Below are 22,132 nucleotides of genomic sequence, written 5' to 3' on the forward strand. Positions count from 1 at the left end.
AAATCACTTCTGGTTCGGCGGCGTCACCGGGCGAAATTCGGGCACGGGCGCCTGGTTCGGTTGGGCTTGCATGGACGGCTGGCTGCCCGTGCCGGGGCCGGTGGCCGCGCCCGGACGGGCAGTCGGCGGCGCCGGCGGCGGCATCGTCGCCATGGTACCGCCCGCCGGCGGCTGGCCGTTGGTCAGCGGCGGCAGTTCCGGCGCACCCAGGTTGCGCATCAGGATGGTGTCGTCTTGCGGACGGCTGCTCGCGCCCAGTGCGCGCATGTATTCGTAGCGGTCGAGCGAAATGGCGTTGTTCTGCTCCTTGCTGCGCACCACCACCGGACGCAGGAAGACCATCAGGTTGGTTTTATTCCGGGTGCGGTTGCGGTACTTGAACAGGTTGCCCAGCACCGGGATGTCGCCCAGGCCACGCACCTTTTCTTCGCCGTGGTCTTCATTGTCCTGGATCAGGCCACCCAGCACGATGATCTGGCCATCGTCGGCCAGGATATTGCTTTCGATCGCACGCACGGTGGTGACGATGCCCTCGGCGCGGACCACCGAATTGTCGATGCCCGAATTCTCGTGGTAGATCGACAGTTTGATGACGCCGCCTTCGGAGATCTGCGGACGCACCTTCATCAAGAGGCCAATGTCCTTGCGGTCCACGGTCTGGAAGGGATTATTCGCGCCGCTGGTGCCGGTCGTGAACGAACCCGTAATGATCGGAATGTTCTGGCCCACCTTGATCGTCGCCAGCTCGTTATCGAGCGTGATCATGTTCGGTGTCGACAAGATGTTGGCGGCGCCCTCGTTTTCAAGTGCGCTGGCCACGGCGCCTAAGCCGAGCTCGCCGTTGATCTGCTTAAAAATGCCCAGCGTCAGGCCGGGCAGCGAGGGCACCGAGCTGCTGGTGCCCGAGCCAAAGCCGGCGCGCGCCGCGGCTGCCAGGTTGACGATGTTGTTGGCGCTGCCTGAATTGAAGGACTGGATGCCGCCGACCCGGTATTTGCTGGTATCGCTGCCCGACAGGCCCAGCCATTGCACGCCGAACTCGGCAGCTTTCTGGGAATTCATTTCCACGACCAGGGCTTCGATATAGACCTGGGCACGGCGTACGTCGAGCTGGTCGATGACACCGCGCAGGTTGCGGTAGATCGCATCCGGCGCGGTGATGATGAGGCTGTTGGTCGAGGCGTCGGCCTGGATGAAGCCGGAGCCCTGTCCGCCGCCGCCGCCGACGCTGGTCGCCTGGCCCTGCTGGGCGAAGGTACCGCCGGTACCGCCGGCGCCGATGCTGCTTTGCTGGCCCTGCTGGCCACCGCCGAGGCCGCCGCCGGTGCCGCTCTGGCTGCCGGCCTGGATCGAGCCGCCCGTCGTGCCCTGCTGCGTCACCGGCACCGCCGAGGCATCCTGCGAGACGACGGCGCGCAGGGTTTGCGCGACCTTGCTGGCGTCGGCGTTTTTCAGGTAGACGACGTGGATGTTGCCCTTCTCGGTGGTCGCCTGGTCGAGCTTGGCAATCAGCGACTTGGCGAGATTGGCGCGTGCCTGCGAGGGGGCGCGCACGACGACCGAGTTGGTGCGGGAATCGGCCAGGATGGTGACGCGGCCGGAATCGCCGCCGGCGGCCGGCTCCATCAGGCGTGAGACGAGCGTCGCGATGTCGCTGGCGATACCGTTGCGGATCGGCACAACGTCGAGGTCGGCGGCCACCGGCGCGTCGAGCGCGGCGATGATGCGCGACAGGCGGCGCAGGTTGTCGGCGTAATCGGTAATGACCAGGCTATTGTTGCCCGGATTGGCCATGATCGAGTTGTTCGGCGAGATCAGCGGGCGCAGCACGGCCGTCAGGTTGGCGGCCGATTCATACGACAGGTGGAACACCTGGGTCGCGATCTGGTCGCCTTGCACGCGGGTGCCGCGCTTGCCCACCATGGTCGGCGAGGATTGCAGCTTCGCTTCCGCTTCCGGCACCACTTTGGCATAGCCCTCGCCGGTCGTGACGACGGTAAAGCCCTGCAGGCGCAGGGCCGAGGTGAGCAAACCGAAGGCCTGGCTCTTGGTCAGCGATTTTTCCGACACCAGGGTCAGCGTGCCTTTGACGCGCGGGTCGATGATGAAGGTCATCCCCGTGTAGTGGCCCACCGCCTTGATCACCGATTCGATGTCGGCGTTCACGAAAGAGAGGGCCGCGGAATTTTCCTGGGCCTGGGCGGGAGTCGGCGGCAAGGCCGTGGCCACCGCGCAGCACAGCAGGGCGCCTGCGGCGATACGGCGCAAGCTCGGGCGCAGTGGCGAGATTTCGGGGGTGCTACGGAAGGATGTTTTCATTATCTGAACTCTAATGCGATTATGTTTTTACCGTTCACCATGCGGCGCTGGCCGAGGAGGTTGAGCATATTGCCCAGGGTCTCTTCATAGCCTTCGGCGGCCGACGCCTGCCCCGAAAAGCGCAGGCGTCCATTCTGCAATGTTCCATTTCCCGACAACAGCAAAGCGCCGCGCACCGTGCGGAGCACCAGCTCGGCCTGCTGGCCGCGCCAGTCCATCACCATCTCGTAGCTGCCCAGCGGCTTGATCGGCGCCATGCGCGAACCCATGTCGCTCATCGTCAGGATCGTGCGTCCGGTAACGGCCACACTGTTCGGCTGGCGGGTCAGGTCGAGCCGGTCCCACGACAGGCGCAGCACGCCCGAGGGCACCAGCGTGTTCAGCGGCGCACCCAATCCGGCCAGGCCTTCCGCCGGCAACAGCAATTGTCCTGCACTGACCTGCCACGACGACCAGCTGCCCGTGAGCTGGACCGGCTGGGCCAGGGCCTGCGGGTTTTCCAGCTGCATGTCGACCCGGCCGACCAGCACCAGCGGCGACAGGCGCCAGGCAAAGCGCCCCGGCAACAGCGGCGTCACCGATCCGCCTTCGCCCGGCGCGCCGCCCACGAAAGCTGAGCCGTTCCAGAGCGTACCCTGCGCATCCCCCAGAGTCAAACGGCCGCCGGTCTGGCGTTCCACCATCGTGCCGAGCCAGCTGGCGGGCAGGAAAATGCATACCGTCAGCGCGATCGCCAGGGCGACTACGAGCAGCCATGCCAGGCCGCGTCTCATCGGGGAGCGGTCCCGTTATCCTGGCGCAGCGTCAGGTTGGCGTCGACCTGCCCCACCGGGTCTTGCGCGGTAAAACTGCCTTCCTGGACGGCGATGCGGTTCTCGCGGCGCTGGGCATCGAGCCAGGACACCAGGTTGGCAAACGAGACGCCGGTGACCTGCATGCGTGCGAACTCTCCGGTCAGCGTGAGCGAGCCGGGCGTGATGCCGCGCGCGCTCAGGCTGGCCATCAGGCTTTCGCGCGTCATCGGCGTGACCGGCGCCGGCGTCTGCCCCGCCAGCGCGCGCGCCTGGTCGGCCATGCCGGCCAGCTGGGCGGCCTGCTGGCGCAGCTCGGGCAGCGAACGCTGCAGCCGTGCGCGGCCTTCGACGGCCGGCTCGATCAGGCCCGTGTACACCAGCGCCAGCAGGACGACGCCGAACCCGGCGGCGAGGTAGCGGCGTTCCTTCTCGCTGCGTGCGATCCAGTAGCCGGCGGCGCGTTCGCGCGCGCGGCCGACAGTCGTGTTCAGACTCATGGCTTGGCTCCCGTACTGCGCACCAGCCAGTTGTCAGGTGCGGCGGCTTCCAGTGAAAGACTGCGCGCGGCCAGAGCCGTCTGCAGCTGACGCAGGGCGGCGGGGTCGACCGTTTCCGGTTTGACCCGCACCCGCAACGCGCGTTCCTTGTATTCGATTGAGGTAATTCCGGGCGGACGCGGCAATTCCCGGCTTGCGTCGCCGAGCGCGCCTGCCAGGTAGATGAATTCGTCGCCACCGATCTGGCCGCTGCCGGCCTGGGCCCGTGCAATGCCCTGGCGCATCTGCGCGACCGGATCGACCATCGGCTGGTTCGGATACACCGTATGGAAGGTCTGCTCCATCTGCTTGCGCACGCCTTCGGCCTCGCCGCGCAGGCGCAGCCACTCGATGTTGATGCCGGCCAGGTTGACGACGATGCCCAGGAAAGCCAGGGCGATCGGCACGCGCCAGCGGCGCCAGTCGGTCTGGCGCGCACCGGCGCTGCCGAGACCGGGCACCAGGTCGAAGGCGGTGCTCTTTGCACCCGCGATCCAGTGCGCCCAATCGTCGGCTTCCAGCACCGTACCGGGACCGGCTTCGGCCAGCAGCACGCCGTATTCTCCCAACTGCTCGCGCGGCACGTACAGGGTGAGCGGCGCATCGCCCGCCAGCGCGCGCGCCGTCTGCAGGGCGCTGGCCGGATTGGCGTCGAGTGCAAGACCGAGGCCGCCGTACTGGCTCTGGCGCAGCAGCAGCTCGGCGCCGTTCAGGGCTGCGCTGACGCCGCCCGGCTGCAAGGGCAGGCACAGCTGCGCCGGCAGGGCCACGACGCTGCGCGCGCCCTGGGCCAGCAGGGTGCGCACGAGCGGCTCGAACCAGTCGCGCGCGACCACCGCCACCGGACGAGTGCCGTCGGCGGCCGCAGGTCCCGCCACCAGCACGGTATCGGCCGGGTCACCCAGGATGTGTTCTTCGACCAGGCCCGGTAGTGCCGCTTTCAGGCGCGCGCCGGTCAGGGGCGGCATCTGCACCGACAGCAGATTGACGTCGGTGCCGGCCAGCAGCAGCACGACACGGCGGCTGGCGGCGACGACGTCGGTCAGGTTGCGCAGTGCGCCTTCTCCCTGCCCTTCGATACTGCCGCCGTCGCCGACGACGGCATAACGGCATGGCGCGCCCTCCCCTTCTGCGCGCGCCGGATGCCGGATATAAAGTGTAGTCAAACCGTCTCGCTTTCTTGTTAGTTTTGACGAACCCAAACGATCTTTACACCACCACCGATCGGATTGGCACTGCGCTGCATCAGCGACTGTGCATTCAATGCCGCGCGGTCCAGGCGGATATGGCTGTTCACGAGGAACCAGTCGCTTTTCACGCTGATCGAATCGGCCAGCGGGGTGCGCCCGGAAATCTCGGTCTGGAACTTGCCGATGTCATCCCAGGGCACGTTGCGGCGCCGCGCCAGCAGGGACTTCGCTTCCGACAGCGAAAAATTCGGGATCACCGCCGCCAGCACTTCGGCCGAGGCCGTGTTCACGTTGATCGGCGTGCGTTCCGGCAGCACGATCACGAAGGGGCGCAGCTTTTCCAGCATTTCCGGCGTCAGGCCGCGCACCGCCAATAAATCCTCGACTTCGAGGAACTTGATCGGCGTGCCCAGGCCTGTGCGATTCACCGGAATCGTCGCGGCCGGGTCGGCCACCTCGCCGCCGGCGTCGGCGCCGCTCGCCTGTACTCCGTCCCCGGCCGGGGTGCCACCCTCGCTGGGATCGCTTTCCTGGCCGCCGATTTCCTGGCCCGTGACCGGGTCCACGGTGCCGGCGGCAACGACGGCCGGCTGGCTGCCGGCGATCAGGTTCGCCGCCGTTTTCGCCAGCGCCGGATTGATCTGCAAACTGGTCAGCAGGCGCTGGAAGACCGCCAGGTTGGCCGCATCGACCACGGCGCCATTCGCGGTCTTGCTCGCCAGGTTGCGCAGATTGTAACGTGAGGTCGCGTCCTCGATGTTGCCGGAAAGACTGGCATTGAATACTTCGCCTTCGACCCGTTCGCGTTCGATGTACTGGTCGAGCCGGGTTTCCGCCAGGGGCGTGGCCCAGACCTGGGTCAGCGCCGTGTAGCGGTTGTTGTAGGCATCCTGGCGCAGCACCAGGGTCGACCAGTCGAGCGCGCCGCGCAGGATCCAGCGCGTCTGCAGGTGCAGTCTCTGGTTTTCCATCGAGCGCACCTGCACCTGCTGTTGCCAGAACAGGCTGGCGACGATGGAAATCGCGAGCGTGGTGAGCAGCAAGGCGGTGATGACGGCCACGCCGCGCTGGCGCCGGGGGAAGCGAAGCATCGGCTTGCGCATCAGATGCTCCCCAGCAGGAAGGATTTAGTAAGCGGCTGCGGGAAGTTGCGCGCGGCCAGCACCACTTGCACCCCGGTGATGGCCGAAGGCACGACGCCGCCCTGGGCGGTCGCCATCGGCTGCTTTTGCCAGGCATTGTTCTGCCAGACGAGCACGGCCATCGATTGGACGCCGCCCTGCAGCGTCACCGGCGGGGTCGGATCGGTATCGCTGACCGAGGCCTGCCACAGCGCATCGAGTTCGATCAGGTCACGGGTCGTGTTCGATTCGCGCCGGGTCAGCTGGCCGTTGACGAGGCGGTAAGAAATGACCTGCAGGCGTGCCGGTTCGTTTTCGTTGAAGACGGTGCGCACCAGGGTCAGGCGGTTGTCGGCCTGCTCCAGGAAGGGACGGCGTCCGAGCATGGCGGCGTCGACCGTGTGCTCGCAATCGCTCTGCATCTGGGCGAAGGCCAGCTGCATGCCGCGCGTCATTTCCATCTGGTCGGTCAGGGCGACGCGCGCACGCACGATGCCGTCCAGGCCGCGCCAGCCGAGCACGGCCACCATGGCCAGGATGCCGATCGCCACCAGGAGTTCGACCAGCGTGAAGCCGCGCGCCCGCTTCATGAGGTGGGCCTCAGGACGAGTTGGACCAGTTTCAGGATGCGGCGGTCCGGATTGTCCATGTCGAAGACCGAGACTTCGACGCGGCGCAGCTGGGGATTCGGGCTGGCCAGCACTTCGTCCTGGCACATCAGGCGCAGGTCGCCCTGGCCGCAGGCGTAGCTGCGCTTGCCGATTTCAGGGAATTCGCGGTTCAGGCGGATCTGCACGAGGCGGTTCTCGGCCGACCAGGTCGCCATCATGGAGGCACGCAGGCCGGCGCCGTTCGAGGCCAGGCTGCCGATCGCGCGCAGGCCGGCGCCGAGCGCGGTGCCGACGATGACGAGCGCCACCAGCACTTCGAGCAGGGTGAAACCGGCATGGCGCTGCGGATGCTTCACTGCTGCTCTCCCGGTTCGATGACCGTGAAATGGCCCACGCCATCGGCGCGGATGCCGACGCTGTTGTTGCCGCTGGCCAGGGTCAAAACAAAAGGCTTGTCGACCGGCTCGCGCCCGAAGGTCACGCGCATGGTCTCCCCCTGGATGCCGGCGGCCGGCGGGTCGAGCAGCAGGCGCACCGGGGCGTTCTTGAAAGCCCGTTCGCGCAATAAATCGTCCTGGGTAACGGGCACCCAGCCGGTGTCGTTGCGCACCAGGAAACGGTAGCGCTCGGGCGTGGCTTCGAAGCTGACTTGCCGGTTGCGCACGATGGCTTCATCGCGCGCCAGCTGCAGCAGCAGGGTCAGGCGCTTGGCCTCGTTTTCGAGGTCCTGGCGCGGACTGGGAATCGCGTTGAGCGAGGCCATCCCGAGCGTGATGCCGATGATGACCATCACGACCAGGATTTCAACAAGGGTAAACCCCTCGTCTCTGCGCGGCGTCGCGACGCCAGCCATGGCGACTTACCCCTGCCAGGAGCCGACGTCGGCGTCTTCGCCCTCGCCGCCGGCCTGGCCGTCGGCACCGAACGAGAAGATGTCGATCTCGCCGTGCAGGCCAGGCGACAGGTATTGGTAAGAATTACCCCAAGGATCCTTTGGCAGCTTTTCGACGTAGCCGCCTTCTTTCCAGCCATTGGCTGCCGGACCCGAGGTCGGCTTGGTGGTCAGGGCTTGCAGGCCCTGCTCGGTGGTCGGATAGCGCTGGTTGTCCAGCTTATACAGCTTCATGGCCTGCATCAGGGTGGCGATGTCGGTCTTGGCCGCGACCACGCGCGACTCGCCGGTACGGCCCAGCAGTTTTGGCACGACCAGGGCGCCGAGGATGCCGATGATGACCACGACAACCATGATTTCAACGAGGGTGAAGCCGCGTGCGAGACGCTGGCCAACTGCGCGGTGCGAAACGATCTGCATAGTCAATCTTGGTAAGGTGGATCGGAACAATCGGCCTAGTATAAGGCCGAATGCCGGGAGCGGCCACTGCTCGCGGTGCGCCATTGTATTGCAGAGCAAATCCTTGCGCTTTCTCAGCCGTGCGCAGGTCTTTCCTGACAGACAGAACACGCTGGATTGCGCGCCGCCCGAATCTCGGTCCATTCCATGGCGCGTCCGTCGAGCAGCAGCAGGCGTCCAGCCAGCGGCTGGCCGATCCCGACGACCAGTTTTAAGGCCTCGGCCGCCTGCACCGCGCCGACGATGCCGACCAGGGGGGCGAACACGCCCATGGTGCTGCAGGCCACATCCTCAAAACCACTGTCTTCGGGAAAAACGCAGGCATAGCAGGGACAGTCGGCGCGCCGTGGGTCGAACACGGATAACTGGCCGTCGAAACGGATCGCCGCTCCGGCCACCAGCGGCACCCCGGCGGCGACGCAGGCGCGGTTCACGGCATGGCGGGTGGCGAAATTGTCGCTGCAGTCAAGCACGACCGTGGCAGTGCCCACCAGTTCGCGCAAGCGTGCGTCATCGGCGCGTTCGCACAGGGCGGTGACGGTGACGTCGGGGTTGATGGCGTGCAGGGCGGCGCGGCCGGACTCGACTTTTGATACGCCAATGCGTTCGGTCGTGTGCATCACCTGGCGCTGCAAATTCGTCAGGTCGACGGCGTCGTCATCGACCAGGGTGATGTGGCCGACACCGCTCGCGGCCAGGTACAGGGCAGCGGGCGAGCCAAGGCCGCCGGCACCGATGACGAGCGCATGCGCCGTCAGCAGGCGTGCCTGGCCTTCGATGCCGATCTCGTCGAGCAGGATGTGGCGCGAGTAGCGCAGGAGCTGGTTGTCGTTCATGAGTGGACGTAGGGTGGACGGCTCTCCCCGGTCATCGGCGCGCACGGTACGTTTGCGCCGTCCACGCGTTCAACCGGCTTACTTCTTCGAACCCTTCAGCTCAGGCGGCTTCGTTTCCGCGCCCGGCAATTCCTTCGGTGCCGGCGGCGTCACCTCGACCGCTTCCGGCTTGGCGAGTTTGACTGGCAAGCCCTTGAAATGATTCAAAGCCTGGGCCAGTTGAAAATCGTCCTTGCCGCCCAGCTCGAGCGGCTTGCGGTTCTTCAGCAGGGCCAGCGCGCGCTGCTTCTGTTCGGCGCCGTCGCGCGCATCCTTGGCGGGCGTGCCCGGCTTTTCGTTTTCGCCGTTCAGGTGGCGCTGCAGGTCGACTTCGCGCACGCGCAGCGCGTTCAGGCCGTCGCCCTCGGCCGTTTCTTCGACGGCCAGATCCGGCACGATGCCGTTGGCCTGGATCGCCCGCCCTTTCGGCGTGTAGTAGCGCGCCGTGGTCAGTTTGATCGCGGTGTCGGCGGACAGTGGACGCAGCGTCTGCACGGAACCTTTACCGAAGGTCTGGCTGCCCATCACGATCGCGCGCTTGTAGTCCTGCAAGGCGCCGGCGACGATTTCCGAGGCCGAGGCCGAGCCGCCGTTGACCAGCACCACCATCGGCACGGTTTTCAGCGCGGCCGGCATTTTTGCCAGCGGATCCTGGCCGCGCGGCGCATAGAATTCGCGCCGGCCGTAATAACTCTGGTTCGAGTCGGCCAATTGTCCCTTGGTCGAGACGATCAATTCTTCCTTCGGCAGGAAGGCGGTCGAGACGCCGATCGCGCCCGGCAGCAAGCCGCCCGGGTCGTTGCGCAGGTCGAGAATCAAACCCTTGATGTTCGGATTGTCGGCGTAGAGGGCCGCCGTCTTGCTTGCCAGCTCGTCCAGGGTCGCCTCCTGGAACTGGCTGATGCGCACCCAGGCATAGTCCGGCTCGACCATCTTGGCCTTGACGCTCAGGACCCGGATTTCCTCGCGTGTGACCGGCACTACCCAGGGGCGGTCCTCGCCGCGGCGGGCAATCGTGAGCGTCACCTTGCTGCCTGGTTTGCCGCGCATTTTCTTGATGGCGTCGTCGATCGACAGACCTTTGACGGGGACGTTGTCGATGCGGGTGATGAGGTCCCCGGCCTTGATGCCGGCGCGGTAGGCGGGGGAATCCTCGATCGGCGAGACGATTTTCACGTAGCCGTCTTCGGCCGCCACCTCGATGCCGACCCCGACGAATTTACCTTGCACGCTTTCGCGCATCTCGCGGTAGGCTTTCTGGTCGAGGTAGACGGAATGGGGGTCGAGCGAGGCGACCATGCCGCCGATGGCTTCGGAGAGCAGCTTCTTGTCCTCGACCGGCACCACGTAATCGCTTTTGATGAGGCCGAAGACGTCGGCCAGCTGGCGCAGTTCGTCCAGCGGCAAGGGGCTGTCCGCTCCCTTTTGCGCCCAGGCCGAAACCTGCACCGTCAGCGCCACGCCGGCCACGACACCCAGGCCGACCAGGCCCATGCTTTTCACTTTGTTACCCATCGCTGACGCCCCTAGAATTTGATCCAGCTTGCCGGATCGAAGGCCTTGCCCAGATGCCTGAGCTCAAAGTATAGCCCTGATTCCTCGTTACCGCCGGTGTTACCCGCGCTCGCGATCGGCTCTCCTGCGCGTACCGCATCGCCCAGGCGTTTCAGCAAGGTTTGATTGTTGGCGTAGATCGACAGATAGTCGCCGCCGTGGTCGACGATGATCAGATTGCCGAAGCCGCGCATCCAGCCCGAATGCACGACGCGGCCCAGCGCCACGGCGCGCACTTCGGTGCCTTCCGGCGCCTTGATGAACATGCCTTTCCAGCTCGGGCCGTCGCCGCCGCGCTTGGCGCCGAAGCGCGCCGCGATGGTGCCGCTGACCGGGGAATTGAGGCGCCCTTTCATGCTGGCAAAGGCGCCGGCCGGGGCCGCGGGTGCGAGCGAAATGTCGGGTTTACGCTCTTCCTGCGCCGGCTGCTCGGCCACCTTCGGTTCTTCCGGTTCCGGCGGCAAGGGTTTCGGTGCCGGCTTGCCGGCTTTCGCCGCTTCGCGCGCCAGGCGTTCGCGTTCGGCCTTGGCGGCGGCGCGGGCCTGGGCACGGGCTTCGGCCTCGGCTTTCGCCTTGGCACGGGCTGCCGCCAGGGCTTCCTGGCGCTTGCGCTCGGCTTCCGCCTGTTCGCGGATCAATCGCGTCAGCTTGTCGACCAGCCCGCTCATGCGCTGCTCGTCGCGCTGCAGGTTCTCGGCCTGCTTGCGCTGGGCCACCAGCTTGCCCGACAGCTCGTTCAGCAAGGCGGCGCGGCGCGCTTTTTCCTTTTCGAGTACGGCTTTCTGGTCGCGCTGTTCTTCGGCGATTTCCTCGAGTTCGACCTTGGCGTTTTCTACTTTTTCCTTGTTCGCCTCGACTTGCGCCAGGTTCGCGTTCAGCGCGGCCAGCAATTTCGCTTGCGCCTGCGAGACATAGGCCATCATCTGCAGGTCGCGGTTGATGCGGTTCGGATTGTCTCCCGACAGCAGCAGTTTGATCCTGTCTTCATTGCCTGCTACATAGTGCTCGCGCAGCAGAGCAGACAATTGTTTCTTTTGACCGACAATTGTTTGTGCGAGGCGTTCCTGTTCGCCGGCCAAGTCTTGCAGGCGCACATTGGTCTCGAGCGTTTCCTGGTTCAGGTCGCGCAGCGCGCGGTTCGCGTTCGAGATCGCCTCTTCCGACTCGGCCAGGGTGTCGGCCACGTCCTCTTTTTCGCTCTCGGTACGGCTGATTTCTTTTTTCAGTGCCGTGAGCTTTTGCTGGATACCGGCGCGCTGCGCCTCCGCCGCCGCTTTTTGCTTGCTGCGTTCGGTAGGCTTGGCGGCCGCGGCAGTACCTGCCGCGGACAGGGCCAGCAAGCCGCACAGCAGGACGCCGGCGGCCGACTTCTGGATAGAAAGGCGCAAGACTTACTTCGCCTTCCCTTGGTTCGCCACGGCTGCGGTCGCGGCGGCGATCGCTTCCTGGTCGCCCAGGTAGTAGTGGCGGATCGGCTTCAGGTTCTCGTCCAGTTCATAGACCAGCGGCTGGCCGTTCGGGATGTTCAGGCCGACGATCTCGCTGTCGCTGATGTTGTCGAGCATCTTGATCAGGGCGCGCAGGCTGTTGCCGTGAGCCGAGATCAGGATCTGCTTGCCGGCGCGGATGGCGGGGGCGATTTCCTCGTCCCAGACCGGCATCACGCGTGCCACGGTGTCCTTCAGGCATTCGGTCAGCGGGATCTGCTCCTTGCTGAGGCCGGCGTAGCGCGGGTCGTTGAAGGAGGCGCGGTCGTCGTTCGCTTCCAGGCTTGGGGGTGGGGTGTCGTAGCTGCGGCGCCAGACCAGCACTTGCGCGTCGCCATACTTGGCGGCGGTCTCTCCCTTGTCGAGCCCCTGCAGGGCGCCGTAATGACGTTCGTTCAGGCGCCAGTCGTTCTTGATCGGCAGGTACATCTGGTCCATTTCGTCGAGCGCCAGCCAGAGGGTGCGGATCGCGCGTTTCAGCACCGAGGTGTAGGCGAGATCGAACTTGAAACCGGCCTCGCGCAGGACGCGGCCGGCGGTCTTCGCTTCGTTGATGCCCTTGTCGGTCAGGTCGACGTCGACCCAGCCGGTGAAACGGTTCGCCAGGTTCCAGGTGGATTCGCCGTGGCGCATGAATACGATTTTGTACATAAATGCTCTTCTTTACGGTTTTTAAAAAACTTGCAGAGGCACCCGCTGCGAACGATCGAGGCCAAAAATATTCCTGTCCGGCTTCTATTTTATAATGGCCGGATTGCGTTCAACCATTGGAAGCCTTGTGAAATTCATCCTCGATAATATCTTCATCGTCGCTATTGCCGTCGTTTCCGGTGGCGCCCTGCTGTGGCCAGCCCTGGCACCGAAGGGCCGCCGCGCGACCGCGCTGCAGGTGACCCAGCTGATCAACCGTGGCAAGACCACGATCCTGGACGTGCGCGGCGCCGACGAATTTGCGGCCGGCCACGTGCGCGACGCGAAAAACATTCCGCTGGCAGACTTGAGCAATCGTATCGGCGAGCTGGAAAAGTCGAAAGGCCGTACCTTGGTCGTCGTCTGCCAGAGCGGTGCCCGTTCCGATAAAGCCGTACGCCAGCTGAAGGCGGCCGGCTTCGAGGACGCGCTCAGCCTGGACGGCGGCATGACGGCCTGGACGGCTGCCGGCTTGCCGACAACCAAGTAAATCAAGACAGGAAGGAAATATTATGACTGCCCACGTTGTCCTCTATCACACCGCCAGCTGCCCCTACTGCGTTCGTGCCGAGCGCCTGCTCGAAGCCAAGGGCGTGACCGAGATCGAGCGCATCCGTGTCGACCTCGACCCGGAACAGCGCCAGATCATGATGCAAAAGACGGGCCGCCGTACCGTGCCGCAGATTTATGTCGGCGAGACGCACGTCGGTGGCTTCGACGATTTGTACGCGCTGGACCAGGCGGGGCGGCTGGATCCGCTGCTCAAGGGGGAGTAAGGCGGAACGAGGCGGGGCAAAAAGCGCCCCGCAGTAAGTATTGTTATCCAAATTGATTTTGATACAATTGCCGCTGCGTTGACTCCAAGTCGCACCGGGGGCGGCGCTTTGCCGTTCCTTTTACCCCATAACGAAAGCGTTCCATGTCTGACGAAAATCTGCAACCAGTCTTCCAAATCCAACGCGTCTATCTGAAAGACATGTCGCTGGAGCAACCGAATTCCCCAGCCATCTTCCTCGAGCAGGAAGCCCCGACCATCGAGGTGTCGCTGGACGTTGGCGCTGAAGCAATCGCCGATGGCATCTATGAGTCGACCGTGACCATCACCGTGACCGCCAAGGTCAAGGACAAGGTCGCTTTCCTGGTCGAAGGCAAGCAAGGCGGCATCTTTGAAGCACGCAACATCCCTGCCGACCAGATGGATCCGCTGCTCGGCATCGGCTGCCCGAACATCGTCTACCCGTACCTGCGCTCGAACATCGCCGACGTGATCACCCGTGCCGGCTTCCCGCCAGTGCACCTGGCCGAGATCAACTTCGAAGTGTTCTACCAGCAGCGCCGCCAGGCGATGGCTGAAGCCGCTGCAGCCGCACCGGCAAACTAAGTTAGTAAGAGTACCCCGGTCATTCCGCCCTTGGAGCCGGTCCAAAGGACCCGCTCTAAGTCCGGAATCACCGGGAGATCCGTGATGGGCATCCTTGCCGCGCCTTTTTCACATCGAAAAAGCCCGGTGCGGATGCCCTTCCTGCCATATTGGCGTCTGGTTTACCGAGCCCGGATCCTGCCATGACGATTTCCCGCTTGTTTTCCCCCGTGCTGCTGATGCTGGCCTGCGTGAATGCCTGCGCCGCCGACTTCCGTTCGGTCGGTTCGCCTTCGGTCGTGCTCTACGATGCGCCGTCGGTGAAGGGAATCAAGCGCTACATCGCGCCGCGCGGCATGCCGGTCGAGATCGTGGCGCGCTACGGCGACTGGGTCAAGGTGCGCGACGTCGAGGGCGAACTGGCCTGGACCGAATCGAAAGGCCTGTCGGCCCGGCGCAATGTCGTCGTCAAGGTGCCGTTTGCCAGGGTGCGCGCCGCCGCCGACGACAATGCGACCATCCTGATGACAGCCGACAAGGGCGTGCTGCTCGAACTGGTCGATCCCCAGGCGAACGAATGGGTGCGCGTACGGCACCAGGACGGCATCGCCGGCTTCGTGCGCGCGGCCGAGGTATGGGGCATCTGAATCTAACCATGCAAGAAACCAAGAAAATGAACAAGATCACTGTGCTCGGCGCGGGAGCCTGGGGCACGGCCGTCGCCATCGCGGTGGCCGCGCGGCACGACGTGCTGCTCTGGGGCCGCAACGCCGAGCAGATGGCCGCAACCGCAGCGGCGCGCGAGAACACGACCTACCTGCCCGGCCAGCCGCTGCCCGACAGCCTGCGCGTGAGCGCGGATTTCGAGGCAGCCCTGGCGCATGTGCTCGATGCCGGCCCGGACGAGGCCCCCCTGCTGATCGCCGCCTGCCCGGTGGCCGGCCTGCGTCCCTTGTTGGAACAATTGAAGGGACGCGCGATCCCGAACGTGGTCTGGCTCTGCAAGGGTTTTGAGTACGGCACCGGCCTGCTGCCGCACCAGGTGGTGCGCGAGGTGCTGGGCGACGCGGTACCGGGTGCGGCCTTGTCCGGCCCCTCGTTCGCGCAGGAAGTGGCGCGCGGCCTGCCTTGCGCGCTGGCAGTGGCCTCGAGCTCGAAAGCCCTGCGCGACAGCGTCGTCGCCACGGTCCACGGCGGCAACCTGCGCGTGTATGCCTGCGACGACGTGGTCGGCGTGGAAGTCGGCGGCGCGGTGAAGAATGTGCTGGCGATCGCGACCGGCACCGCTGACGGCCTCGGCCTTGGCCTGAATGCACGCGCGGCCCTGATCACGCGCGGGCTGGCGGAAATCACGCGCCTCGGCATGGCGCTTGGTGGCCAGGCCCACACCTTCATGGGCCTGACGGGGATGGGCGACCTGATCCTCACCTGCACCGGAGACCTGTCGCGCAACCGCCGCGTTGGCCTGGCGCTGGCGCAAGGCAAACCGTTGGCGACGATCGTCGCCGAACTCGGTCATGTGGCCGAAGGGGTGCCGTGCTCGAAGGCCGTGCGCGACCTGGCGGCAAAACTCGGCGTCGACATGCCGATCACGAATGCGGTGGCGGCGGTGCTGTTCGACGGCTATGACGCGGCGGAGATGGCGAAGCAGTTGCTGGCGCGCGATCCGCGGAATGAATTGGCGTAATCGACGGTAGCACTGCGCTGCGTTATGGTGGGCACGGGGCGCCCACCCTACACCAATACTACTTATCCTGCCCTGCGCCAGCACCAGTATGCGTCGGCCCGCCGGTGCGTACCGGCCCCAATAGAATCGTCATCAGGACCACGGCATCCTCGTTGGCGCGGATGCCATGCGGTTCGCCGCCAATCAAATACATCATCTCGTTCGGACGCAGCACGACGCTGTTGCCGTGGGCATCGACGATGATCTCGCCTTCCAGGCACAGCAAGGTCACTTCTCCCTCGACCCGGTGCTCCGGCATCGGCTTGTCCTTGGGGACGATCAGCCGAATGAGTTCCATGTGATCGGTCTTCGCCAGCGCGATCGACGTGAAGTTGGCAATGTCGTCTTCGCCCCGTTGCAAGGCGATCCGTTCGCCCGATGCTGCGTGTTGCAAGGCCATGTCGCCTCCTTATTCAGATTCTTCGGTTGTGTGCGGCACCTCGCGCAGCCAGGTCACCAGCGCGAAAGCATCCTTGAATCCGCGCGCCAGCCTCGGCACCAGCTCGTCCGGATCGTTTACCCGCAGCGGCAGTTCCGTCCACACGAAAAAGCTTTTCAGCTTGATGTGCTCGATGTGCGGGTGGGCCGGATCAAAACCCTTGGGCGGGCGCTGCAGCTTGTCTTCGTCGAGCAGGTCGCCATAGGTCGCGCGCAGGTGTTTATTCTTTAACACTTTCGTAAAACCTGTCGCATCGTTGACCACGTGTTCGCGGATCGCTTTCAGGCGCGCAGCCGGGGGCAAATATTCGCCGGCGCCGATACCGAGGGTGCCATTGCCGTCGATTTGAAAATAATAGGTCGAGCCGCCGCCTTCGCTGGGACGGCGCTTGTTGTTCGGCGTGATGCCGGCCGAGAAGCGGGTTTTATAGGGGGTTTTGTCGTTCGAGAAGCGGATGTCGCGGTTGATGCGGAACATCGCCTTCTTTGGATCGACGGCGGCGACCTGGCGGTCGAATTTGCTCAGTTCTCGAATCAGTTCGGTCACCACGACCTGGAATTCCTCGCGCAGGATGTCGTAGCGCGGTTTGTTCATGATGAACCAGGGACGGGTGTTGTTTTCGCTCAGCTCGCTAAGAAATTGCGTCAAGTCACGCAGGTGCATGGAAGGTCCGGAAATAAAATAAAAATTACGGGGAGGGGCGCGGGCGCTTGCCAACGGTGACATCGACCGTCGATTCGCGGTTCTGGCGCATGAGTTTGAGTTTTGCCTTGGCGCCGGGCGCCAGCTGGGCGATCAGGTTCAGCATGTCGCCGGTATTCTTGACGATTTTCCCTTCGACGGCGAGCAGGATGTCGCCCGGGCGCACGCCGGCGCGGTCCGCCGGGCCGTTGCGCACCACGCCGGCAATGATGGCGCCGCTGCTGCGCCCCAAACCGAAACTGTCGGCCAGCTCGGGCGTGATGTCCTGCGACTCGATGCCGATCCAGCCGCGCACCACTTGCCCGTTCTTGATGATCGATTCGAGCACGGTGCGTGCGGTGGAAACGGGAATCGCGAAACCGATGCCGATCGAACCGCCGGTCTGCGAATAGATCGCCGAATTGATGCCGAGCAGGTTGCCCTGGATGTCGACCAGGGCGCCGCCTGAATTGCCGAAGTTGATGGCCGCGTCGGTCTGAATAAAATTTTCGAAGTGGTTGATGTGCAGGTTATTCCGTCCCACGGCCGAGATGATGCCCATGGTGACGGTCTGGCCGACCCCGAAGGGGTTGCCGATCGCCAGCACGACGTCGCCGACCCGCGCCTCGTCCGGTTCACCCAGCACCATCACCGGCAGGTTGCGCTCGCCGATGCGGATCACGGCGAGATCCGTTTCCGGATCGGTGCCGACGATGCGCGCCGCCGCCTTGCGGCCGTCGGCCAGGCCGACTTCGATCTGGTCGGCTCCCTCCACGACGTGGAAGTTGGTCAAGATATAGCCTTCGCCGCTCACGATCACGCCCGAACCGAGGCTCGACATCTGCTCTTCCGGCGGCATGCGGTCGCCGAAGAAGCGCCGGAAGAACGGATCTTTTAATATCGGATGGGCTTCGCGCGAGGCCTTGCTGGTGAGGATGTTGACGACCGCCGGCATCGCCCGCCCGGCGGCTTCGCGGTAGCTGGCCGTCGGCGGGCCCGACTGCGACTGCAGGACAGGCACGCCGCGCGCGCCGGCCCCAACCGGTACCTGCACCGGCACGCGTCCGAGCCAGTCGGGACGCAGGGCCGACACGACGAAATACAGGGCGAGTGCGACCGTCACCACCTGGGCGAACAGCAGCCACAGCCGTCGCAAGGGCGAGGCCGGGCGGAGGGTGACGATATCGTCTTTCACGTTTTACTGTGTGGGTGGGCGGCGCAGCGAGTCGCGGATTTCGCGCAGCAACAGGATGTCTTCCGGCGTGGCCGGCGCCGCTGCCGCCTCGGTCGGAACCAGGCGCTCGCGCATCCGGTTCATCAGGCGCACCATCTGGAAGATGATGAAGGCGAGGATGATGAAGTTCAGCAAAATCGTCAGGAAATTGCCGTAGGCGATGACCGCACCGGCTTTTTTCGCTTCGGCCAGTGCCAGGCCTGTCGCCTGGTTATTCAGGGGTATATAGTAATTCGCGAAATCGAGACCGCCGAAGATCTTGCCGATCGGCGGCATGATGACATCCTGGACCAGGGAATCGACGATGCGCCCGAATGCGCCGCCGATGATCACGCCGACCGCCAGGTCGACCACATTGCCACGCATTGCGAATTGCCTGAACTCACTCATCATCGACATCGTATTCTCCCCGGGTTATCGAATTGACCAAGGCGATGATACCGCAAGCGCTTTTCGATCGTGCGCACCACGTTTCACGGGCCTGGCACCGGTTTCCCGGGACGCACATTCCATCGCTACCGCACACTCAATATTTTTTCTCCAATAAAGATTGCCATTCACATATAATTTTGTGTTGCTGCAAGCTCTTAATTGATTCTCAAGTTTCGTAATTTCACGGAGTGGGGTTGGTATGAGTAATGAAAAGCAGGTCGATTCAGGCCGGCGTGGCTTGCTCGTCGCGACATGTGCGGCGGGAGGCGTAGTCGGTGTGGCCACGGCAGGTGCGTTGGTCAGCACGTTCCAACCTTCCGAGCGGGCGAAAGCTGCCGGCGCTCCGGTCGAAGTGGATATCTCGGACGTCAAGCCCGGGGAAATGAAGGTCGTCGAATGGCGCGGCAAGCCGGTGTGGATCCTGCGCCGCACGCCGGAAATGATGGCCAGCATCCCGAAGAACGACAATCTTGTCGCCGACCCGAAATCCGAAAAGATCTACCAGATCGACATGCCGGAGTACGCCAAGAACGAATTCCGTTCGCGTGCCGAGCACAAGGAAGTCCTGGTCACCGTCGGCATCTGCTCGCACCTGGGTTGCTCCCCCTCCTCCCGTTTTGCCGAAGGCCCGCAGCCGAACCTGCCCGACGACTGGCACGGCGGCTTCCTCTGCCCTTGCCATGGCTCGACCTTCGATTTGTCGGCCCGCGTGTTCAAGAACAAGCCGGCGCCGACGAACATGGACATCCCGCCGTACATGTACCTGTCCGATAACAAGCTCGTGATCGGCAAAGACGAGAAAGGCGAGGCATAACATGGGCGCGGCATTCAAGGAAACCAAACTGCCGGCCAACGCGCCGGCCGGCCACAAGGCCCTGGCCTGGATCGACGACCGCTTCCCGCTGTCGAAACTCTGGAACGACCAGTGGGGCAAGTACTACGCCCCGAAAAACTTCAATATCTGGTACCTGTTCGGCTCGCTGGCGATGCTGATCCTGGTGCTGCAGATCGTTACCGGCATCTTCCTGACGATGCACTACAAGCCGGACGCCGCCCTGGCCTTCAATTCGGTCGAGATGACGATCATGCGCGACGTGCCCTGGGGCTGGCTGGTGCGCTACATGCACTCGACCGGCGCCTCGGCCTTCTTCATCGTCGTCTACCTGCATATGACCCGTGGCCTGCTCTACGGTTCCTACCGCAAGCCGCGCGAATTGATCTGGATCTTCGGTTTCGCGATCTTCCTGTGCCTGATGGCCGAGGCTTTCTTCGGCTACCTGCTGCCCTGGGGCCAGATGTCGTACTGGGGCGCCCAGGTGATCGTCAACCTGTTCGGTGCGATCCCGGTCATCGGCCCTGACCTGTCGCTGTGGATCCGCGGCGACTACGTGGTGTCGGACGCGACTCTGAACCGCTTCTTCGCCTTCCACGTCATCGCCCTGCCGCTGGTGCTGCTGGGCCTGGTCGCGGCGCACCTGATCGCGCTGCACGAAGTCGGCTCGAACAACCCGGACGGCATCGAAGTCAAGGAACACCTCGGCCCTGACGGCCATCCGCTGGACGCGATTCCTTCGCACCCGTACTACTCGACGAAAGACTTGTTCGGCGTCTCGATGTTCCTGCTGATCTTCTCGGCGGTCGTGTTCTTCGCGCCGGAAATGGGCGGTTACTTCCTCGAGTACAACAATTTCATTCCGGCCGATTCGATGAAGACGCCGCCGCACATCGCGCCGACCTGGTATTTCACGCCGTTTTACTCGGTGCTGCGTGCCACCACGGCCGACTTCATGTACGTGGTGATTGCCGCGGTCGTGCTGTATGTCGTCTTCCTCTGGATCAAGTCGCGCCTGTCGTACAAGGGCAAGGTAGCGGCCGCCGTGATCGGCCTGGTCCTGATCATCGGCATGCTGACGCTGGAAGCGAAATTCTGGGGCGTGGTGCTGTTCGGCTCGTCCGTCGTGATCATCGGCGCACTGCCGTGGCTGGATCACTCGCCGGCACGTTCGATCCGCTATCGTCCGAAATGGCACATGTGGCTCTACGTGCTGTTCGGCCTGGCCTTCATCGCGCTCGGCTACCTCGGCACCCAGCTGCCGACGCCGGCCTACACGCTGGTTTCCCAGGTCTGCACGCTGTTGTACTTCAGCTTCTTCCTCCTGATGCCGTGGTGGAGCGCCGCCGGCCGGTTCAAGCCGGTGCCGACGCGCGTGACCTTCCACCCGCATTGATCCCAGGACCCAAGCTTAAGGACAACCATGAACTTTACAAAAAAACTGTTTGCGGTCCTGGCGCTGGTGCCGGGACTGGTATTCGCAAGCGAAGGCGGCTTCCCGCTCGACCGCGCACCGGAACGCAGCGACATGGCATCGCTGCAAAACGGCGCCAAGCTGTTCGTCAACTATTGCCTGAATTGCCACTCGGCATCGGCCATGCGTTACAACCGCCTGCGCGACATCGGCCTGACGGACGAGCAGATCAAGACCAATCTGTTGTTCTCTGCCGACAAAGTCGGCGAGCTGATGACGACCGCGATGCGTCCGGCCGATGCCAAGGCCTGGTTCGGCGCGGTGCCGCCGGACCTGTCGGTGATCGCACGTGCAAAATCGTCGCCGGCGGGCAGCGGCGCCGACTACCTGTACACCTACCTGCGCACCTTCTACAAGGACGACACCCGCCCGACCGGCTGGAACAACATGGTGGTGCCGAACGTGGCGATGCCGCACGTGATGTGGCAGCTGCAGGGCGTACGGGCCCCGAAAATGGTCGAGGAAACCGATCCGCACGACGCCGGCAAGAAGATCCACAAGTTTGCCGGCTGGGAGCAAGTCGCCCCGGGATCGATGTCCGCCACCGACTTCGACATCGCGACGGCCGACCTGGTTGCCTACCTCAGCTGGATGGCTGAGCCAGCGCAAGGAACGCGCAAGAAACTTGGTGCTATCGTGCTAATTTTCCTGTCAGTATTTGCTTTCCTGGCCTGGCGACTGAACGCGTCCTACTGGAAAGATCTGAAGTAATTCGTTTTCATTGCCCGCTTGGCTATAATACGGGCAATTATTATTCGGGGTGAGTCGCTCGGCGCTCGCCCCTTTGTTTCTTAAGGAACGCCAACCATGATGGTTCTCTACTCTGGCACCACGTGCCCGTTCTCCCAACGCTGCCGCCTCGTTCTGTTCGAAAAAGGCATGGATTTCGAAGTGCGCGACGTCGACCTGTTCAACAAGCCGGAAGACATTTCGACGATGAATCCGTACGGCCAGGTTCCGATCCTGGTCGAGCGCGAACTGATCCTGTACGAATCGAACATCATCAACGAGTACATCGACGAGCGCTTCCCGCACCCGCAGCTGATGCCGGCCGATCCGCTGATGCGCGCCCGTGCCCGCCTGATGCTGTTCAACTTCGAGAAGGAACTGTTCGTTCACGTGCACGTGCTGGAAAGCGACCGCAACAAGACGAACGAAAAAGCCCACGACAAGGCGCGCGCCGAAATCCGCGACCGCCTGACGACGCTGGCGCCGCTGTTCCTGAAGAACAAGTACATGCTGGGCGACGAATTCTCGATGCTCGACGTGGCGATCGCACCGCTGCTGTGGCGTCTGGACCACTACGGCATCGAACTGTCGAAGACCGCTGCACCGCTGATGAAATACGCCGAGCGCATCTTCTCGCGTCCGGCCTACATCGAAGCGCTGACGCCGTCGGAAAAGGTCATGCGCCGCTAAGCAGTGT

26 protein-coding genes are annotated in these 22,132 nt (G+C 64.1%); 9 read left to right on the plus strand and 17 right to left on the minus strand.

Features of this window, described 5'->3' with window-relative positions:
- Positions 1–3: 3 nt before the first annotated feature.
- The 13 genes from gspD to gpmA all read right to left on the minus strand — a co-directional run bounded on the left by gspD (position 4) and on the right by gpmA (position 12,489).
- Positions 4–2,319, minus strand: a complete 2,316-nt coding sequence (gene gspD, locus C2862_RS18080) for a type II secretion system secretin GspD (protein WP_136221527.1) — start codon at positions 2,317–2,319, stop codon at positions 4–6.
- Entirely contained in the window at positions 2,319–3,092 is a 774-nt protein-coding gene (gene gspN, locus C2862_RS18085; RefSeq protein ID WP_136221528.1) for a type II secretion system protein N, read from the minus strand. The genes gspD and gspN overlap by 1 nt, the downstream gene beginning before the upstream one ends.
- Positions 3,089–3,610: a type II secretion system protein GspM gene (gspM, locus tag C2862_RS18090; protein WP_136221529.1), complete on the minus strand. Its 522-nt coding sequence runs from the start codon at positions 3,608–3,610 to the stop codon at positions 3,089–3,091. The genes gspN and gspM overlap by 4 nt, the downstream gene beginning before the upstream one ends.
- Positions 3,607–4,815 (minus strand): type II secretion system protein GspL, encoded by a 1,209-nt coding sequence (gspL, locus tag C2862_RS18095; RefSeq protein ID WP_136221530.1) that lies wholly within the window; start codon positions 4,813–4,815, stop codon positions 3,607–3,609. The genes gspM and gspL overlap by 4 nt, the downstream gene beginning before the upstream one ends.
- A gap of 17 nt (positions 4,816–4,832) precedes the next feature.
- Positions 4,833–5,942, minus strand: a complete 1,110-nt coding sequence (gene gspK / locus C2862_RS18100; protein ID WP_229467500.1) for a type II secretion system minor pseudopilin GspK — start codon at positions 5,940–5,942, stop codon at positions 4,833–4,835.
- Positions 5,942–6,550, minus strand: coding sequence for a type II secretion system protein J (locus C2862_RS18105; protein ID WP_136221531.1), 609 nt, complete (start codon positions 6,548–6,550; stop codon positions 5,942–5,944). Before C2862_RS18105 ends, gspK begins: the two co-directional genes overlap by 1 nt.
- Positions 6,547–6,927, minus strand: coding sequence for a type II secretion system minor pseudopilin GspI (gspI, locus tag C2862_RS18110; RefSeq protein ID WP_136221532.1), 381 nt, complete (start codon positions 6,925–6,927; stop codon positions 6,547–6,549). Before gspI ends, C2862_RS18105 begins: the two co-directional genes overlap by 4 nt.
- Positions 6,924–7,424, minus strand: a complete 501-nt coding sequence (locus C2862_RS18115; protein ID WP_136221533.1) for a GspH/FimT family pseudopilin — start codon at positions 7,422–7,424, stop codon at positions 6,924–6,926. The genes gspI and C2862_RS18115 overlap by 4 nt, the downstream gene beginning before the upstream one ends.
- Before the next feature lie 6 nt (positions 7,425–7,430).
- Positions 7,431–7,883, minus strand: coding sequence for a type II secretion system major pseudopilin GspG (gene gspG / locus C2862_RS18120; protein ID WP_136221534.1), 453 nt, complete (start codon positions 7,881–7,883; stop codon positions 7,431–7,433).
- 113 nt (positions 7,884–7,996) lie between these two features.
- Positions 7,997–8,758, minus strand: coding sequence for a molybdopterin-synthase adenylyltransferase MoeB (locus C2862_RS18125; protein ID WP_136221535.1), 762 nt, complete (start codon positions 8,756–8,758; stop codon positions 7,997–7,999).
- Positions 8,759–8,836: 78 nt separating this feature from the next.
- Positions 8,837–10,312, minus strand: coding sequence for a S41 family peptidase (locus C2862_RS18130; RefSeq protein ID WP_136221536.1), 1,476 nt, complete (start codon positions 10,310–10,312; stop codon positions 8,837–8,839).
- 11 nt (positions 10,313–10,323) lie between these two features.
- Positions 10,324–11,739, minus strand: coding sequence for a murein hydrolase activator EnvC (locus C2862_RS18135; protein WP_373888263.1), 1,416 nt, complete (start codon positions 11,737–11,739; stop codon positions 10,324–10,326).
- Between the two features lie 3 nt (positions 11,740–11,742).
- Positions 11,743–12,489: a 2,3-diphosphoglycerate-dependent phosphoglycerate mutase gene (gpmA, locus tag C2862_RS18140; protein WP_136221537.1), complete on the minus strand. Its 747-nt coding sequence runs from the start codon at positions 12,487–12,489 to the stop codon at positions 11,743–11,745.
- A 127-nt stretch (positions 12,490–12,616) separates the two neighbouring features.
- Here gpmA and C2862_RS18145 point away from each other — a divergent pair, with 127 nt between their 5' ends.
- The 5 genes from C2862_RS18145 (at position 12,617) to C2862_RS18165 (ending at position 15,575) form a co-directional block, all read left to right on the plus strand.
- On the plus strand, positions 12,617–13,018 hold the full coding sequence (locus C2862_RS18145) for a rhodanese-like domain-containing protein (RefSeq protein ID WP_136221538.1): 402 nt from the start codon (positions 12,617–12,619) through the stop codon (positions 13,016–13,018).
- A 22-nt stretch (positions 13,019–13,040) separates the two neighbouring features.
- Positions 13,041–13,304, plus strand: coding sequence for a glutaredoxin 3 (gene grxC / locus C2862_RS18150; protein ID WP_136221539.1), 264 nt, complete (start codon positions 13,041–13,043; stop codon positions 13,302–13,304).
- 143 nt (positions 13,305–13,447) lie between these two features.
- A complete protein-coding gene (secB, locus tag C2862_RS18155) occupies positions 13,448–13,909 on the plus strand; it encodes a protein-export chaperone SecB (protein ID WP_136221540.1) in 462 nt (153 codons plus the stop codon).
- 182 nt (positions 13,910–14,091) lie between these two features.
- Positions 14,092–14,535, plus strand: a complete 444-nt coding sequence (locus C2862_RS18160; protein WP_136221541.1) for an SH3 domain-containing protein — start codon at positions 14,092–14,094, stop codon at positions 14,533–14,535.
- 26 nt (positions 14,536–14,561) lie between these two features.
- Positions 14,562–15,575, plus strand: coding sequence for an NAD(P)H-dependent glycerol-3-phosphate dehydrogenase (locus C2862_RS18165; protein ID WP_229467501.1), 1,014 nt, complete (start codon positions 14,562–14,564; stop codon positions 15,573–15,575).
- Positions 15,576–15,633: 58 nt separating this feature from the next.
- On the opposite strand, the gene C2862_RS18170 is transcribed toward C2862_RS18165, so the two are convergent.
- From C2862_RS18170 to mscL, 4 genes are read right to left on the minus strand one after another with little or no spacing between them, the layout of a single operon-like run.
- Complete coding sequence (locus C2862_RS18170; protein ID WP_168710103.1) at positions 15,634–16,014, minus strand: cupin domain-containing protein; 381 nt, start codon at positions 16,012–16,014, stop codon at positions 15,634–15,636.
- Between the two features lie 9 nt (positions 16,015–16,023).
- The gene (locus C2862_RS18175; protein WP_136221543.1) at positions 16,024–16,716 is read right to left on the minus strand and encodes a DUF2461 domain-containing protein; all 693 of its coding nucleotides are present in this window, start codon (positions 16,714–16,716) and stop codon (positions 16,024–16,026) included.
- A gap of 25 nt (positions 16,717–16,741) precedes the next feature.
- Complete coding sequence (locus C2862_RS18180) at positions 16,742–17,890, minus strand: Do family serine endopeptidase (RefSeq protein WP_210736060.1); 1,149 nt, start codon at positions 17,888–17,890, stop codon at positions 16,742–16,744.
- 42 nt (positions 17,891–17,932) lie between these two features.
- Positions 17,933–18,367: a large conductance mechanosensitive channel protein MscL gene (mscL, locus tag C2862_RS18185; protein ID WP_136221544.1), complete on the minus strand. Its 435-nt coding sequence runs from the start codon at positions 18,365–18,367 to the stop codon at positions 17,933–17,935.
- 232 nt (positions 18,368–18,599) lie between these two features.
- Between mscL and petA the strand changes: the two genes are divergently transcribed.
- The 4 genes from petA (at position 18,600) to C2862_RS18205 (ending at position 22,125) form a co-directional block, all read left to right on the plus strand.
- Positions 18,600–19,214 (plus strand): ubiquinol-cytochrome c reductase iron-sulfur subunit, encoded by a 615-nt coding sequence (petA, locus tag C2862_RS18190; RefSeq protein ID WP_136221545.1) that lies wholly within the window; start codon positions 18,600–18,602, stop codon positions 19,212–19,214.
- 1 nt (position 19,215) lies between these two features.
- On the plus strand, positions 19,216–20,628 hold the full coding sequence (locus C2862_RS18195) for a cytochrome b N-terminal domain-containing protein (protein WP_136221546.1): 1,413 nt from the start codon (positions 19,216–19,218) through the stop codon (positions 20,626–20,628).
- 27 nt (positions 20,629–20,655) lie between these two features.
- A complete protein-coding gene (locus tag C2862_RS18200) occupies positions 20,656–21,417 on the plus strand; it encodes a cytochrome c1 (protein ID WP_136221547.1) in 762 nt (253 codons plus the stop codon).
- 96 nt (positions 21,418–21,513) lie between these two features.
- Positions 21,514–22,125 (plus strand): glutathione S-transferase N-terminal domain-containing protein, encoded by a 612-nt coding sequence (locus C2862_RS18205; RefSeq protein ID WP_056342583.1) that lies wholly within the window; start codon positions 21,514–21,516, stop codon positions 22,123–22,125.
- Positions 22,126–22,132 lie beyond the last annotated feature (7 nt).

The sequence above is a fragment of the Massilia sp. Mn16-1_5 genome (assembly GCF_004798585.1).
Classification (GTDB): Bacteria; Pseudomonadota; Gammaproteobacteria; order Burkholderiales; family Burkholderiaceae_D; genus Telluria.